Genomic DNA, 17,741 nt, shown 5'->3' with positions numbered 1-17,741 from the left:
TTAATTTTCTTCTCCTAATAACTTTATCATTGTTTGTTCTATATATTTAGCATAAGCTTCTATGGTAGAATAATTAAACACATCGGTGATTGACACCTCTAATTCTAATTGATTCTTAAGTCGAGATGTTATTGAAATTGCATTAAGAGAATTGCCTCCAATGCGAATAAAATTTTCATTAACCCCAATATCTTCAATTCCAAGTACCTCTGTCCAAACCTCATGAATGAGTTCTTCTATTTCGTTCCTAGGACTTACTTTAGATTCAAGAGTCTTAGACACCTCTATATTTAATAATTTTTTTCTATCAACTTTTCCACTTGATAATAATTCAAAACCATCAATCCATTTATAAAACGTGGGTACCATGTAATCTGGCAAGTACTGCTTTAGCAAATTTAGTATTGAGACAGTTTCAACTTCTGTTCCTGCATAATACCCAACCAAATTCTCATCCTTATCTATTACCACGACTGCTTGTGAAATAGCAGGATGTTTTTCCATGTTCTTTTCAATTTCACCCAGCTCTATTCTTAAACCTCTTAATTTTACTTGATTATCTGTTCTACCGTGATATTCTATAACACCATCTTCTCTATACCTTGCTAAATCTCCTGTTTTGTACATTTTAGAACTCTTAACTTTGGAGAATGGATTATCGATAAATCGCTCCGCCGTTAAAGCCTCATTATTCAAATATCCCTTAGCCACTTGCTTTCCTGCAATGTATAGCTCTCCGACTAAACCTATAGGGATCTGATTTAAATATTTATCTAAAATATAGAGTTCTGTATTAGCAACTGATTTTCCTATAGGAATGCCATTTTCTAAATCTTGTTTATCACAATACCAACTTGTAACATCTACAGAAGCTTCTGTAGGTCCATATAAATTATGAACCTCTACATTTTCTAGTTTATTATAAACCGACTTAACTATAGGGGCTGAAAGAGCTTCTCCGCTACAAAAAATTCTTTTTAAACTTTCACACGCTTCTACCTCTTCGTTTTCAATAAACACATTAAGCATTGAAGGAACAAAATGAATATTGGTAACCTTATGTTTACGAATTGAATGAATTAATTTTTCGGGGTTTTTATGCCCGTCTGGAACCTCAATCACCAACTTAGCTCCTTGTTGGAGGGGCCAAAATAGCTCCCATAAAGAAACATCAAAAGTAATGGGTGTTTTTTGAATAAACGTATCTTTACTTGTAATAGGATAATCGGCATTCATCCAATTTAATCTATTACATATACCTTCATGATGACACATAACACCTTTTGGATTTCCTGTACTACCCGAGGTATAAATCACATATGCCAAATCGTTTGGTAAGATAGTAACACTTTCGGCATCAAATTGAGGCGTGCCTTCTTGTATTACAATGTCCTGAACATGAAATCTATTTTGAAAATCTAACGATTCAAGATTAATTTTCTCATGATTATAAATTAAGGCTTTTACTTGGGCATCTTTCAATATATAATTAAGTCGATCAATTGGTGTTCCTGTGTCTATTGGCAAATATGCCGCCCCCATTTTAACAATACCGTAAATACAAATCATCATTTCTAATGACCTTTCCAGACTAATAGCTACGATATCATTTTTTGTAACACCTCTACCTTTCAAATAGCGCGCAACTTGATTAGATTTTTCATCCAAGGACTTATATGTTAGTGAGACTTCTTCAAACACTAATGCTATTGCATTTGGTGTTTTGCTTACTTGTTTCTGAAATCTTGTTAACAAATGCTCTTCTTCTGGAAACAACATTTCCGTATCATTCCATGATTTAAGTTTTAAAATCTCCGCCTGTGATATAAACTGGGTGTTTTCTATTTCATGATTAGGGTTCTCTAAGAATACATCCAAAATATTTAGAAAATGTTCTCCCACTCTCTCATATTTATCACAATCAAAAACACCTGAATTTAAATCAAAAGTCAATTGCACATCTCCGGTATTATCAAAATCATGAACTTGGAGCCTTAAATGATGTCCTGAATCGAGATGTGTTGGCGGCATCCATTCTGATACTGTTTTGTAACCGGCAAAATCAGAAAATCCAGAATTAATGTAATTATATAGAACGTTAAAACTACTATTTAAGCGTGTAGATGATGTACCTGGTAATCCTTTTTCTAAAGAAACAATAGTTTCAGACTGCACCTTTTTCCAAAGCGAAATGAATGTTTCGTTTTCACTAATCTCTATATTTAAAGGAAATATTTCCATAAACAACCCTGCTGTTTCTTTAAATTTTTGATTAGTTCTATTATGGATAGGAGACCCAATTATTACATCTTTTTGACCACTCAATTTGTATAAATATGCAATTAAAACAGTGGCAAAAACATTGTACAATACGATATCATTATTCCAATTAAAAATATCTGGATTAGATGCCAGTTTAAGAATAGTATCAATCCTATCTTTATTAATCTTTAGCCTATTTCTTTTAGATAGAGTTTGCGTCCTATCCATATTCTTACTACCATATAATGATAACGCTTCTCCAAAACCTTCAACCTTATCATCCCAATATTGGCATATTTTAGCATTAGTCTCTCTAGATTCCTGTTCAAAATTAAGATAGGTTTTAAAACTATTTTCATTAACTACTATAGCTTCTTCACTAGATATAAGCTGTTCATAAATTTGGGACATTCTTTTAAATAAAATACTTCTACTAGCTGCATCTGTTATAAGATGATGCATATTAAAAAACCAAATAAAATGATCTGGTTTAAGCTTAATCAAAACACTGTCGTATAATTTTTTTGTAATGTCAAATACCAAATTACTTCTTGTATTCAACCATAAATTAACATCCTCCTGTAACGTATCCGTAAAATCTAGAAAATCAAAATTGGTTTCTGCGTAAGGTAGTATCTTCTGGAACGGTGTGTTATCCTTTTCCTCAAAAACTATTCTCAGGGCGTCGGAAACCTCAACCAATTTATTGAAAGCAATCTCAAAAACATCTTTTTGAAGATTCCCTTTTATATGAAATATGTAAGCATCGTTATTTACAGGTAAACCTTCATTCAATTTATCAGTAAGCCATAAAGCGGTCTGACTTTTTGTTAAAGGCAGTAAGTCTGCTTTTATTGAATTCATTAATTAGTTAGTTTTTTAGTTTAAACAGGTTCAGTAAGATTCACAAGACAAAAAGTCCTATTCAAAATAATTTCTTTAACATAGACTTAAAAACAAAAAACTAATTTGAAAACAACATTTACTCACCTGTCATAAATATATAATAATACCAAAAACTACTAAAATGCAAACACCCCACTTTAACGGAGATTAATTTAAATTTATCGAAAAACTAACACATTAAACTTAATGATTTTTCAATATTTACGATATTAACATAAAAAATCGACAAAATACAATTGATTTCAACATTGTATTAAACCACTAAAAACTAACCATCTATGAAAAAGTTTTTGTTTAAGTTTTCATTACTATTTTTTCTATTTGTAATTCCCTTTAAAGCTACTGCTCACGAACCCGAAAACGCGCTTATCTACCTAAAAATATATGAACAAGAAAATATTGAAGGAAGTTTTCATGTAAACGTTCATGATTTAAACAATGCTCTAAATATTAACTTAAGTAAGCATGTATCTTTAGATGAGGTTAACAAACATCTGGATCAGATTAAGGAATATTTATTAAAAAACTCAAAATTCTCTTATCAGAACAAAGACTACAAAATAGTGTTTAATGATGACAATGAAATTCTATGGGTTGGTTTTGGAGACTTTATAGCTATAGGCTTTTATTTAGAAGATTCAATAGACGTTCCAGATACTATTGATATCATGTACAAAGCCTTTATTGATGAAAACCCAAGCCACGTAAATCTATTGGCCATGGAATATAATTGGAAGGCAGGACTTATTGATAATCAATACGAAATGGCTCTAGACTTCGATAAGAATAATTTAACCAAAACATTATCATTAACGGAAGGGTCTACATGGACGGGGTTCGTAGCAATGATTAAACAAGGTATACATCATATATGGATTGGGTTAGATCATATCCTTTTCATTATTGCTCTTATTTTACCTGCTGTTGTAAGAAGAAGAAAAACAAATAACGGTAATGAAATAAGTGCCTCTGCTGGTATTGGGAACTGGCAGCCAGTTGAAAAGTTTAAACCTGCTTTTTATTATATAGTTAAGATCATTACTTTTTTCACAATAGCCCATACAATAACCTTAAGTCTTGCTTCTCTACAAATTCTAACGCTACCTTCAAGACTTGTAGAATCTTTAATAGCTCTTTCCATAGGGCTAGCTGCTTACCATAATATTAGACCAATTTTTAAAGGAAAAGATTGGATAATTGCCTTTGTTTTCGGTTTATTTCATGGTTTTGGCTTTGCAACCGTATTAGGTGAGCTTGGTTTTAAAGGAGAAAACCTTTCTTTGTCTTTATTGGGCTTTAATATTGGTGTTGAAATTGGCCAGTTGGTTATAATAGCAGCTATTTTTCCCGTTTTATTTTTAATAAGAAAACTAAAACTTTACCCTAAGTTCTTAGTTTACCTCTCAATCTTACTAATTATCATCTCCTTATATTGGTTAACAGAAAGGGCTTTTGATATAGATATTCCTTTGGATGAAGAGATAAAACGAAAGCTATTTCCCATTGTTAAATGGTTAGGTTTACGATAAGAGACATCCTATGGAAAATAGACAAAAAAAAGACTCGCTTCTCGATAAATGGAAAAATCGAGAAGGTAATACCATATCCTCCAATAGGATATCTAAGGCGCCTATTGGAGAAAAAATCCCCCTATCCCATGGACAAAGGAGGTTATGGTTCTTACAGCAAATGTATCCTAAGAACCCATTTTACAATTACTCTGAAACATATACTTTGAATGGTACGTTATCAGAAGAATCACTGTTAAAAAGCTTAAAAAAAATATATGATAAAAATGATATTTTAAGAAGTACATATCACATAGATAATGGAGAAGTTTATCAAAAAATAAATGATAGTAATTTAGATATTTCTATATATGATTTAAGCAAAAAAGCAGACAAACTAATCGAAGAGGAAGCTAATTCAATAATCGAAAAAGGTGCTACCCATTATTTTGATTTAACCGAACATCCTCTAATTAGGTGTTCCCTGATTAAAAAAAGCGCCTTTGAAAGTGTTCTTCTTATATGTATGCACCATATTGTTGTTGATGAATGGTCTATGAAACTATTTAGAAAACAATTATGCGAAAATTATAATCAATTCAATAACAACGATCTAACTTTTAAGCATACTTCAAAAACCGATGATATTGAATACACAGATTATGCTTATTGGCAAAGTAAAAATAGCACTCATAAAAAAGAACATTTATTATACTGGAAAAACAAATTAAGTGGAGAAATTCCAAGATTAGACTTACCTACCGATTACCCAAGACCTCCTCGATCTAATTTTAAAGGTTTGTTCTCAAAAACTTCTCTCTATGACAAAACCACATCAAATAAAATAATAGCTGCAGCAGAGGCCTTTAACACTACGCCCTATGTAATAATGCTATCTGTGTATTTTACTTTTTTACACTGGTATAGTGGACAAAACGATATTTTGGTTGGTTCTCCAGTTACAAACAGAGATCAGAAATCATTAGAAAATATAATAGGTTTTTTTCTTGACACATTAGTAATTAGAACTGATATTAACCCACTTATGACTTTTAAGGAGTTAGTTGCTTTAGTCCGCGAAAATACTTTTGGCGCTTTTGCAAACAAAAATGTTCCTTTTGATGTACTTGTTAAAGAATTAGGTGCTGATAGATCTCTATCTGTTAATCCTTTCTTTCAAGTTATGTTTGTCTATAATGAAGAGGTTGAAACATTAAAGTTTAATGAAGATCTAACCCTAACACATGAATTTTTTGACACTAAGGTTTCTAAATTTGATCTCACCATATTTATTACAAAACACAAAGACTCATTTAGTTCTAAATTTGAATTCTCTACGCAATTATTTAAAGCATCTACCATAGATAACTTCCATGAACATTTCAATGTTTTGTTAGAAGAGCTTCTAAATAATCCCGACCAAAAATTATCGCATACATCCGTACTAACGCAATCGGAAAAACTGTTGTTTTCAAATAAAAGTCTTAACACCTACAGTTTTGAAGGTTTGAACGGAGTTCATAGTTTAATAGAGTCTAATGTAGAAAAAACGCCCAACGCGATTGCCGTTAGCTTTAACGAAAACACACTGACTTATAAAGAATTAAATGACAAATCTAACTATTTAGCTCAGAGTATTATAAATCTAGTTGAAAACACAAACACCATCATTGGACTATGTATTGACCGCTCTCCCAATATGATTGTTGGTATATTAGGAATACTAAAAGCTGGATGCTGCTATATGCCTGTAGATCCCGAATATCCTCAAGAACGTATAGATTTCATACTTAAAGATTCAAATTCAAAAATGATTGTTTGTGATTCGAAAAACACGTCATTGTTTGATTCAAGGAATTTTTCAATTTTAAATATTGATACATTAGATACTCATAATAAACTTAAATTAAACTTACCTAAAGTATCCATTAATGATTTAGCCTATCTTATCTATACCTCTGGAAGTACCGGCAAGCCCAAAGGCGTACCCATAACTCATAAAAACATTATTAATTCAACTTTAGGAAGATTTGAATTTTATAAGGAAGCCCCCAAGGTATTTTTATTAATGTCCTCAATATCTTTTGACAGTTCTAAAGCAGGAATTTTCTGGACACTTTGTAAAGGCGGAAACCTTATCATTACCGAAAAACGAATTGAACAGGATATTGAGAAAATAGGTTATTTGATCCAAAATCATAATGTAACACATACATTAATGCTCCCTTCCTTATACAATCTAATACTAGATTATGTAGACCCATTTAAGATAAAATCATTGCATACCGTAATTGTTGCGGGAGAAGCGTGCTCAAAGGAATTATGTAAAACGCATTTTAAACATTCTCCAAAAGTAAATTTATACAATGAATACGGACCAACAGAGGCCTCTGTTTGGTGCACCGCCCACAAAATTACTAGTGAGGATTGCTCTAATGAAATTATTCCAATAGGAAAACCAGTGGCCAATTCTATGATATATATTTTGAATAAAGATTTAAAACATTTACCTCTTGGGGCGGTAGGAGAGATTTATATTGGTGGAATAAATTTATCTTCGGGGTATATCAACAGAGAAAATCTCACCAAAAAAGTATTTATTCCAAACCCCTATGCCCCTGAAGAAAAACTATACAATACTGGTGACTTAGGTAGATATGATAACAATGGAAATTTAATTTTTCTAGGAAGAGGTGATCAACAGATAAAAATTAGAGGGTATCGTATAGAATTAAGGGAAATAGAAAACACTATAAATCAATACAGTAAAGATATTGACAACAGTATAGTTTTAATTGAAGAACCCTCAAACCATAGCGAATTAGAAAACGATATTTTTAAAGATGATGACAGCTTCTTTAAAATTCTAAAATCATTGAGCAATGAGGAATTAAATGAAGTATTCCCAAAATAAAAGAAAAACCTTCTTTTAATAAGTTATGACCCAAAAAGAACTGATTCAAAAATACCAGCAGTTATCCGACGAGGAAAAATATAGATTAAAGCTAAACATATTAGCCTTAAAACGAGCTAATGAGCTAACTTCTAATAGAAGTAAGGTAAAACTGCTAAATGCTTATATTAAGTCTAAAAACCAGATAAACTTTACTGATTTTAAACTTTACTTAAGGAATAAGCTGCCAAGCTATATGATTCCAAGCAATATTTTCGAACTTCAAGATATTCCACGTTTACCCAATGGAAAAATTGACTTAAACAACCTCAAATCCAACCTCAAAGTAAGTTATAAGGGTTACGAAGATAAAGTTCCTCAGGATATTGATCTTCCTCAAAATGATACTGAAAAGCTATTAGTTAAACTCTGGCAAGACGTTTTAGGAATCTCCCAAATTAGTGTAAGCGATAATTTTTTCGAGATTGGTGGGGATTCTATATTGAGTATTCAATTGGTTTCTAAAGCCAGAAAATCGGGATTAAACCTAAGACCCAATCAATTGTTTGAAAACCAAACAATCAGAGCGATGTCTAAAGCTATTTTAAATAGTTCTACCAATAATGAATCAGAAGGCTTCTTAACCACTATAAGAAAAGAAGGGCATAAAAACCCTTTGTTTTGTATTCATTCTGGTGGAGGACATGTTTTTTTTTACGGACCATTGAAAGATCATTTAAAGAAAGGCAGACCTATATATGCGCTTAACCCCGCTGGCCTAAATAGCGATGAGGAAATGCATGAGAATGTTGAAGATATGGCCGCAGATTACTTAAAAACTATAAAGAAAATGCAGTCTAAAGGACCGTATAATATTCTAGTATATTGTTTTAGTACCTCGGTTGGTAATGAGATTTCTTATTTATTAAAACGCTCTGGAGAACAGGTTAACATTATTGTTATAGACACTATGGCCTCTGCATGGAATGCCACTGATAACGAAACCTTAATGGTTCGAATAAAGTTTTTCTTTAAGCGTTTTTTCTTATCTCCATTCAAAACTTTAAAGCACTTTTTCCAAGAGAGATATTACCTCATTGAACCTATTCTCGTTAAACTCTTTGGTAAAACCCATGAAAAAGAACTTGAAAAGCTAAAAGCCAATTTGAGAAAGATGAGCGTTGATTATAAATTTAAGAGACATTCTGGAGATGTTTCGCTTATACTTACTCACAAAGAGGATAAAAGATTTGAAGACTTCACAATTCAATCTTGGAAAAACTTAACTTCGGGCAACGTAAACGTTACGTATACAAAAGGACACCATAACACCCTATTTGAGGCCTCAGACATTAAGTATGTTTCAGAAAAAATTGATCAAGTTTTTGTTGAATAATTAACCCTCTACTTTTTTAATATTTTTAGACTGGAAGAAAACGTTGTACATATCTGGAAAATAGAAAAGACCTCAGCACAAATTAAAAGTCTAAGCTTGTTTGAGAGTTTATTATGTGAAGATGAGAAAATTAAAGCAAATAAATTCAAATTTAACAAAGACAAATACACCTATATTATTGCTCGTGGGGCATTAAGATTACTTTTGGGCAAATACCTTAAAGTAACCCCAAAATCAATTTCCTTTTACTACGGCGCTTATGGAAAACCTAGTGTAGAAAACAATGACGGCCTTATGTTTAATGTATCTCATTCCAAAAACCTTATTGTTATAGGTTTTACGAAAAACAACGAGATAGGAGTCGATGTAGAGCATATAAAAACGGATTTCGATGTCATGGACATCGTAGCAAACTATTTTTCAAAAAGTGAAATAGCATTTATAAATGGTTTATCTAAAGCAGACCAAACCGAAATATTTTATCGTGGCTGGACAAGGAAAGAAGCGTTTATTAAGGCAAATGCCAAAGGGCTATCCTTTCCGTTAGACGCTTTCAGCATATCTCTTGATTCTGATAATTCTGCCGAGTTATATGAAACCCATTATGATACGAATGAAAAAAATAACTGGAGGATTATTCCTTTTGATACTTTACCGGAGTATAAGGGCGCATTAGCTGTTAGGGGAGAAGTAAAACGTGTTGATTACTTAAAGTTTGATATGCAACAATTAGGTAAATAATGGTCTTCCTTTTACAAATACGGACTCCACATGGCTTTGTCCAAAACTATAGGGTATAACCCCAAAAGAATTAATAGGTTTTGTAATGATCATATTTGCCAATTTTCCTTTTGTGATTGACCCTAATTTGTCATGTAAGCCCATAGCGTAAGCACCATTTATTGTAGCTGCATTAATTGCTTCTTCCGGCGTCATTTTCATTTTCACACATGCCGTAGACACTACAAAGTTCATATTGCCAGAAGGTGCCGACCCTGGATTATAATCCGTTGCTAAAGCTAATGGTAATCCGGCATCAATCATCTTTCTAGCTGGCGTATAGGGAATACTTAAGAAATAAGAACACCCAGGTAAAGCAACAGGCATGGTATTAGTATCCTTTAAAACCTTAATATCTTCTTCTCTCATTTCTTCTAAATGATCTACTGATAAAGCGTGTTGTTCAACACCAACTTGTACCCCACCAACAGCAGTAAATTGATTCACATGTATTTTGGGGATAAGACCATATTGTTTTCCTGCTTGTAAAATTCGGGTGGTATCTTCTACAGAGAAATAACCTGTTTCGCAAAATACATCAATATATTCAGCAAGATTTTCTTCAGCTACTTTTGGTATAAGTTCATTAATAACCAAATCTACATAGGCATTCTTGTCATCTTTAAATTCTTTAGGAACAGCGTGCGCTCCTAATAAAGTTGCTTTAATTTCAATAGGATAATTTTCTTTTAGTCTTTTAATGACGCTCAGCATTTTTAATTCGGCTGCTACCGATAAACCGTATCCTGATTTTATTTCAACCGCTCCAGTTCCTAATTTGATAATTTCTTCTAGCCGCACCTTACTCTGATTGTACAACTCTTCTTCTGATGTTTCCTGTAGCACCTTGGCTGAATTTAAAATTCCACCGCCATTATTAGCTATTTCTTCATACGTTAAGCCATTGATTCTATCTACAAACTCCCCTTCTCTGTTTCCGGCGTATACCAAATGCGTATGAGAATCGCACCAAGTAGGCATCACCATTTTTCCAGTGCAATCAATAATAGCATCAAAACTAGCACTAGGACAATCATCCATAGTTCCAAAGTCTAATATTAAACCATTTTCAGCTACTAAAAAGGCATGCTTAATAGTTGGTAAAATGCTCATGTCTTTTCCAGAAACAAACTTTATTGGTTCGTTTCTAACCTGAAGCAATTCTTTTATATTTTTGAATAATATCTTCATTAAAACAAATTTTCCAATAGGTTTTCATCTACTAAGTTAGGCAAAGTCACTTTTAGGCCAGGTGTACGTTTCATTTCCCGCTTTATAGCGAAAATAGCCTCATCGTTTCTTGCCCAACTCCTGCGAGCAATTCCGTTATTTACATCATAAAACAACATGTTTTTTAGTCGCTCTTTAGCTTCTTTAGAGCCATCTAACAGCATTCCAAAACCTCCATTGATAACTTCGCCCCAGCCAACACCACCTCCATTATGGATAGATACCCAGGTAGCCCCTCTAAAACTATCCCCAATCACATTATGCATTGCCATATCTGCAGTAAATTTGCTACCATCATAGATATTAGAGGTTTCTCTAAACGGCGAATCTGTTCCACTTACGTCATGATGATCTCTTCCTAAAACTACGGGGCCAATTTCTCCTTTTTCTATGGCATTATTAAAAGCCATCGCTATTTTCATGCGTCCTTCTGAATCGGCATATAATATTCGGGCTTGAGACCCAACAACCATATTATTTTGTTTTGCATTTTTTATCCAAGTTATATTGTCTTGCATCTGTAATTTTATTTCCTCTGGGGCATCCTTCATTATGCTTTGCAATACTTCGGCAGCTATAGCATCGGTTTTATCTAAGTCTTCAGGTTTTCCTGATGTGCACACCCAACGAAATGGACCAAAACCATAATCAAAACACATAGGACCCAAAATATCTTGCACATACGAAGGGTATTTAAAATCAACTTTATTTTCAGCCATAACCTCGGCTCCTGCTCTAGATGCTTCTAATAAAAAAGCATTGCCATAATCAAAGAAATACGTGCCTCTTTTGGTGTGTTTATTGATGGTATCAGCATGTCTTCGCAGTGACTCTTGAACCTTTTGTTTAAACACTTCTGGTGCTTCACTTATCAATCGGTTAGCTTCTTCGTAAGTTACACCTACTGGATAATAACCGCCTGTCCACGGTATATGTAAAGAGGTTTGGTCTGACCCTACATGAATAAAAATATTTTCTTCATAAAAACGCTCCCAAACATCAACAACATTACCAATGAAAGCTATAGACACCACCTCATTTTCTGCCTGCGCTTGCTTCACGCGAGTAGCCAAATCATCTAAACCTTCAATTAATTCATCTACCCAGCCTTGTTCATAGCGTTTTTTAGCGGCTTTAGGGTTTACCTCTGCCGCAACTGTAATACAACCCGCAATGTTTCCTGCTTTTGGTTGTGCACCACTCATACCTCCTAAACCTGCCGTTAAAAATATTTTCCCATGAGATGTTTCGCTTTTATTTAAAATTTTCCTGAAGGCATTCATCACCGTAATCGTAGTACCGTGTACAATACCTTGCGGACCAATATACATAAATGAGCCAGCAGTCATTTGTCCATATTGCGTAACCCCAAGTGCATTAAATTTTTCCCAATCATCGGGTTTAGAATAATTAGGAATCATCATTCCATTTGTTACCACCACCCTAGGTGCATTTTTGGACGAAGGAAATACGCCCATAGGATGACCAGAATACATATGTAATGTTTGTTCCTCCGTCATAGTTGCCAGATATTTCATGGTCAACAGATATTGCGCCCAATTTTGAAATACTGCACCATTGCCACCATATGTAATTAGTTCCTCTGGGTGTTGTGCTACTGCTGGATCTAAATTATTCTGGATCATCAGCATAATAGCAGCTGCTTGCGAACAATTAGAAGGATATTCTGAAATTGGTCTTGCATATATTTTATAATCCGGCTTAAATCTATGCATGTAGATTCTACCATACATATTTAATTCTTTGGCAAATTCTTCAGCTAATGCTTTATGCCACGATTTTGGAAAATAGCGTAGTGCATTTTTAATAGCCAGTTGTTTTTCCTCAACAGTTAGAATATCTTTTCGTTTTGGTGCTCTATTAACACCTTCCGGATATTCCCTTTTAGGCGGCAATTCATTTGGAATCCCTTGTAATATATATTCTTGAAATGTCATAATAAACCTTATTTAATTTTGTTGTCATTTCGACAGAGTAAAGTATGAGCCTTTTGACTCTGCTCAAGATAAACTTTGTGAAATCTCAAAAGAGATGCTTCGGTCCGTTCCTCCCTCTGAATGACGCTATAAATTGCAGCTATCTTAAATTAAATGCTTGAGTCTTCACTAAATCTATCATTGCATCAATATCAGCTTTTAGAGCTCTGTCATCTTCCAGTTTTGGCACTCTACTTCTAATAATTCTGAAGTTTTTCTCAATAATATCCGAGAATGTATTGGGTCTTCTAAATTCTAAAGCTTGCGCACCATACATCAATTCTATAGCCAAAATCTTTTCTAAATTTTCTAATACTTGATTGAACTTTCTACCAGAAATACTTCCCATAGACACATGATCTTCTTGTCCCAAAGAAGTAGGTACACTATCTGCAGATGGCGGAAAACACAAACTTTTATTTTCAGTTACCAAAGCAGCCGTTGTATACTGTGGAATCATGAATCCAGAGTTTAACCCGCCGCCACCTGTAGTTAACAATCTGGGCAGTCCATACTTTCCTTCTAGTAACAGATAACAACGACGGTCTGCAATATTTCCTAATTCAGCGGCGGCAACCGTACAATAATCCAGAGCCATAGCTAAGGGTTGTCCGTGGAAATTGCCACCAGAAATAGCCTCTACATCGCTTAATACGATAGGGTTATCTGTAACTGAATTCATTTCAATTTCAGCCAATTCACTTAAATGATAAAAAGCGTTCCTTGATGCGCCATGCACTTGGGGAATACAGCGCATGGAATAAGGGTCTTGTACTCTTCCACAGTTTTCATGAGAATCTACATTCTGTGATTTGTAAAGCAACATAAACATGCGTTCAGCCACTTCAATTGTTCCTTTATATGGACGGATCTTATGTAATTCATCTCTGAATGGGGAAAAACTACCTTGATACCCCTCAATACTCATGGCTCCTGCAACATCGGCCAAATCAAGGAGATATTCCATCTTTTTCAATCCAATAATGGTATGTGCTAAAATGAATTGGGTACCGTTAATTAAACCAAGACCTTCTTTAGCATGCAACTCCATTGGGCTTATACCTTTTACCTTTAGCACCTCTTTGGCAGGTTTAATTTCATTTTCAATCCATAAGTCACCTTCTCCAATAAGTGGTAAAAACAAATGTGATAGTGGCGCTAAATCTCCAGAGGCTCCTACCGAACCTTGTTTAGGTACTACAGGTAATACATCATTTTCAATAAAATAAATTATGCGCTCTATTAAAGCTAAACGCACACCAGAAAACCCTTGACATAAAGCATGTACCTTGCAAATCATCATGATTTTTGATAACTGTTTGTCAATGGGCTCCCCTACACCTACGGCGTGCGTTAGCAATAAATTTTTCTGTAGCGTTTTGGTTTGTTCTGGTGTAATTTGCACCTCGCACAAGGGTCCGAACCCCGTATTTATGCCGTAAACAGCCTTATTTCCATTAGCCATAGATTCCACCCTTTCTCTACAAGCGTTTACTTTCTCTTTGGCTTCAGAACATATTTCTGCTTTTAAGTTGCCATTGGCTATTTCTAAAACTTTATCAATTGTTAAAGTATCTATTCCGTATTTGAACGTCATAACAACACTAATTAGTTAGTCTCTTGAAGTATGGTCTGTTCGAGTTATTTTTGCTAAAAAATAGTATCGAGAACTAATTTTATGACGGAATTCTTGTTCTAGTTACAAATTTCACTCCTCAAAATCTTAAAATTCACTCGAATTGACAGAAACCATTGAATACGTCAAAAGTTTGATTTATTCAAAATTAACTTTAAAACTAATGCTTAAAAAGACTAAATTTGTCATTATTTGATAACTATGAGTAATCAATTAGAATTAAGGCATCTTAAATATTTTTTGGCAGTAGCCGAAGAATTGCATTTTAGACGTGCGGCTGAACGGCTATATATTTCCCAACCTGGATTAAGTAGACAAATAAAACAAATGGAAGATGATTTAGGTGTTACCCTTTTTGAAAGACACAACAGAAAAGTGCTACTTACCAAAGCTGGAGAATATCTAAAAAAAGAGCTCACCATAACTTTAAAAAACTTAGAACATACACTACAACACACTAAATTGCTTCATGATGGTAAAATGGGCGATTTAAAATTTGGCTACGTAGGTTCTGCAATGCAAGACATTATACCCAATTTACTGTTAGCTTTTGAAACTGATTTTCCGAATGTTGTTTTTAGCTTAAAGGAATTGGATAACGAAACCCAAATTCATGATTTATTATCTTTTGATTTAGACCTAGGTTTTGTTCGGTTGGAACGTGTGCCCAAAGGTTTGGAAATTCAACCTATTTTAAAGGAAAATTTTTGTTTGGTGTTACCTAAGTCTTTTGAGGTTAGTTCAAAATCTTTGAAAAACTTGGAATCCTTCAAGAATGAATCCTTTATACTTTTTGACCCTAAATACAGTGCTTCATATTATGAAAAAGTAATGCAAATTTTTGACGATAGCGGATTTTCTCCTATAGTATCACATAATACTATTCATGCTGGTTCTATCTACAAGTTGGTTGAAAATGGTTTTGGTATTTCCATTGTTCCCAAATCACTAGCGGCTAACAATAATGAAAATTTAAAGTTTATTGAATTGGATAAAATAAAACAGAAAACAACATTATCTGTGGTTTGGAATAAAAATAATAGAAATCCGATGTTACTAAATCTTCTAGAAGCTATAAAGAATTTGACATTGTAAAAAAATTCATCTAGATTCGCTCTGATAGAACTACTAACATCAGGCTTATGATAGACCAACACCTTTGGAACAAAATACGTTGTTTTAAATTAGATAATGAAGAAGCGTCTTTTAATTTCTCTCAAAGACTCGCTCGTGATAATAGTTGGAGTCATGACTTTGCCCTCAATGTTGTAGAAGAATACAAAAAATTCATTTACTTGTGCTGTGTAAGCAAATCTCCCATTACCCCATCTGATGCAGTTGATCAAGTGTGGCACTTACACCTAACATACACAAAATCATACTGGCATGACTTCTGTAAAGGAACTCTAAACAAAGAAATTCATCATAACCCAACAAAAGGAGGTAGAAGTGAGAGAAAGAAATTCTCTAACAATTACGACCTCAGCTTTAAAATGTACGAACAAGAGTTTGGATTTCAACCACCTTCTAATATCTGGAAAGATAATAAAACTAGATTTAGAGATATTAATTTTAGTCGGGTTAATCTTAATCATTACTGGTTAGTAAAGAAACCAAGTAAAGCTAGAATAAGAATTTCTACAATACTCAGTATTCTTATTATAGCTCCTTTCTTATTTATAGCTTCTAAAAACGATGGAGGCGCTCCTATATTTATAATTCTTGCTATACTTGCCTTGATTGTTATTTTAATTATACTGACAAAAAATGGTAATGGTAATTCAGGTTGTGACACTGGATGTACGTTTTGGGACAGTGACAGTGATAATGACTCTGGATGTGATTCTGGGTGTAGTGGATGCAGCGGGTGTGGGGGATGTGATTAGGTCTTAATAAAGTGAAAATATACTTCTTTCCCTTTTTCAGTTAAATAAGGATAGAATCCTTGAGCCATAATCTGAAAATGACTATCTATGGATTCCGAAGTTATTTCATTACCTTGAGTTTGAGCTGCTGCAATCCAAAAATCGGAAAGGATGTGTCCGCGTTTGTAAAGGTTCCTATATTCATTTTGCAGCTGTTCTTCTCTTATAATTTTTTCGGATTTTAATTGTTCTAATAATTCTGAAAATTGCTGTTCTCTTAATTTTAAAAGCATTGCATAGTGCGCCTTTATCTTTGAGTTTTCTCTCATTATTTGCACAAAGTCTAATAAAAAAAAGCGGTACTCATAAAAACAAAACAACATGCTTTTCGAAATGTTTAAAAAACCTTCTAGCGGGTTGTTAGTGGTCGTATTACGTTTTATAGTTTCATCAATTTTGGCAACTAACTGAAAATATAAACCTTCAATAATTTCATCTCGCTTTTTAAAATGGTAGTTAAGGTTTCCCTGACTAATTCCCATTGTACTAGCTATTGTTCTAAGAGTAACTCTAGGTAATCCCTCTTCATTAAATAGTTTAAGTGCTGTTTCTAGAATTATAACTTTAGTCCTTTTCATTTCACAAATATAATAATTTAGTACACTTGACCTAATTTATTAAAAATTAGTATATTTGACCTAATTTTAAAAACTATGAAAGTAAAAGAAGAAGACATCCCGAAAACCGAAGCCATTAAAAACGCCTTAAACCAAGTTGATTTTAAAGACACCTTTTCTACCAACAACCATAAAGATGATTTAAAAACGGTAGCACATTTAATTTTTGGAACATTCCCTAAATGGGTTAGCGCCCTAATGAAACTGCGTAACACTCTTGTAAAGCCCTTTGGTTTAAAAGTAGAAATGCCTAAAGATTATAATGTAGACTATAAAGTAGGCAGCTATTCTGGTTTTTTTAAAATTTTTGATATTCTTGATAATGAGCTTGTGCTTGGTGCAGATGACAAGCATCTTAACTTTAGAGTCAGTGTTTACGATTCCAAAGAACCAAGTTTTAATATTAAAGTAACCACTTTAGTAGAATATAAAAATACGTTTGGAAAGGTATATATGGCTATTGTAGCTCCGTTTCATAGAGTGGTGGTTAAGAGTATGGTGAAGCGGGCTTATAAATGTTAATCCTTTTGTAACAACTTAGCTTAGTTTTCGTCATATCAATCAATCAATCAATCAATCAATCAATCAATC

12 protein-coding genes are annotated in these 17,741 nt (G+C 33.4%); 7 read left to right on the top strand and 5 right to left on the bottom strand.

Annotated features, from left to right (window positions below):
* Positions 1-3,126 (bottom strand): non-ribosomal peptide synthetase, encoded by a 3,126-nt coding sequence (locus tag FUA24_RS15500; protein WP_148543941.1) that lies wholly within the window; start codon positions 3,124-3,126, stop codon positions 1-3.
* A 320-nt stretch (positions 3,127-3,446) separates the two neighbouring features.
* On the opposite strand from FUA24_RS15500, the gene FUA24_RS15495 reads away from it, so the two are divergent.
* The 4 genes from FUA24_RS15495 to FUA24_RS15480 all read left to right on the top strand — a co-directional run bounded on the left by FUA24_RS15495 (position 3,447) and on the right by FUA24_RS15480 (position 9,706).
* Complete coding sequence (locus tag FUA24_RS15495) at positions 3,447-4,697, top strand: HupE/UreJ family protein (RefSeq protein ID WP_148543939.1); 1,251 nt, start codon at positions 3,447-3,449, stop codon at positions 4,695-4,697.
* A 10-nt stretch (positions 4,698-4,707) separates the two neighbouring features.
* Complete coding sequence (locus tag FUA24_RS15490; RefSeq protein WP_148543937.1) at positions 4,708-7,590, top strand: non-ribosomal peptide synthetase; 2,883 nt, start codon at positions 4,708-4,710, stop codon at positions 7,588-7,590.
* A 25-nt stretch (positions 7,591-7,615) separates the two neighbouring features.
* A complete protein-coding gene (locus tag FUA24_RS15485; protein WP_148543935.1) occupies positions 7,616-8,965 on the top strand; it encodes a thioesterase domain-containing protein in 1,350 nt (449 codons plus the stop codon).
* A 96-nt stretch (positions 8,966-9,061) separates the two neighbouring features.
* A complete protein-coding gene (locus tag FUA24_RS15480) occupies positions 9,062-9,706 on the top strand; it encodes a 4'-phosphopantetheinyl transferase family protein (RefSeq protein WP_148543933.1) in 645 nt (214 codons plus the stop codon).
* On the opposite strand, the gene hutI is transcribed toward FUA24_RS15480, so the two are convergent.
* From hutI to hutH, 3 genes are all read right to left on the bottom strand, one after another.
* Positions 9,695-10,936 (bottom strand): imidazolonepropionase, encoded by a 1,242-nt coding sequence (gene hutI, locus FUA24_RS15475; RefSeq protein ID WP_148543931.1) that lies wholly within the window; start codon positions 10,934-10,936, stop codon positions 9,695-9,697. The genes FUA24_RS15480 and hutI overlap by 12 nt on opposite strands.
* Positions 10,936-12,933: a urocanate hydratase gene (locus tag FUA24_RS15470; protein ID WP_148543929.1), complete on the bottom strand. Its 1,998-nt coding sequence runs from the start codon at positions 12,931-12,933 to the stop codon at positions 10,936-10,938. The genes hutI and FUA24_RS15470 overlap by 1 nt, the downstream gene beginning before the upstream one ends.
* A 139-nt stretch (positions 12,934-13,072) precedes the next feature.
* Positions 13,073-14,569 (bottom strand): histidine ammonia-lyase, encoded by a 1,497-nt coding sequence (hutH, locus tag FUA24_RS15465; RefSeq protein WP_148543927.1) that lies wholly within the window; start codon positions 14,567-14,569, stop codon positions 13,073-13,075.
* A 240-nt stretch (positions 14,570-14,809) separates the two neighbouring features.
* On the opposite strand from hutH, the gene FUA24_RS15460 reads away from it, so the two are divergent.
* Positions 14,810-15,703, top strand: coding sequence for a LysR family transcriptional regulator (locus tag FUA24_RS15460; RefSeq protein WP_148543925.1), 894 nt, complete (start codon positions 14,810-14,812; stop codon positions 15,701-15,703).
* A gap of 47 nt (positions 15,704-15,750) precedes the next feature.
* Complete coding sequence (locus FUA24_RS25235; RefSeq protein ID WP_187388297.1) at positions 15,751-16,494, top strand: glycine-rich domain-containing protein; 744 nt, start codon at positions 15,751-15,753, stop codon at positions 16,492-16,494.
* Here the strand turns inward: FUA24_RS25235 and FUA24_RS15450 are convergent.
* Positions 16,491-17,111, bottom strand: a complete 621-nt coding sequence (locus FUA24_RS15450) for a TetR/AcrR family transcriptional regulator (RefSeq protein ID WP_148543923.1) — start codon at positions 17,109-17,111, stop codon at positions 16,491-16,493. The genes FUA24_RS25235 and FUA24_RS15450 overlap by 4 nt on opposite strands.
* A 75-nt stretch (positions 17,112-17,186) precedes the next feature.
* Here FUA24_RS15450 and FUA24_RS15445 point away from each other — a divergent pair, with 75 nt between their 5' ends.
* Positions 17,187-17,672 carry a DUF2867 domain-containing protein gene (locus FUA24_RS15445; RefSeq protein ID WP_148543921.1) on the top strand — a complete coding sequence of 162 codons (486 nt, stop codon included), beginning with the start codon at positions 17,187-17,189 and terminating at the stop codon, positions 17,670-17,672.
* Positions 17,673-17,741 lie beyond the last annotated feature (69 nt).

This window comes from Seonamhaeicola marinus, assembly GCF_008085455.1.
The sequence above is the reverse complement of the archived record's forward strand: the minus strand, read 5'-3'. Positions and strand labels throughout refer to the sequence as shown.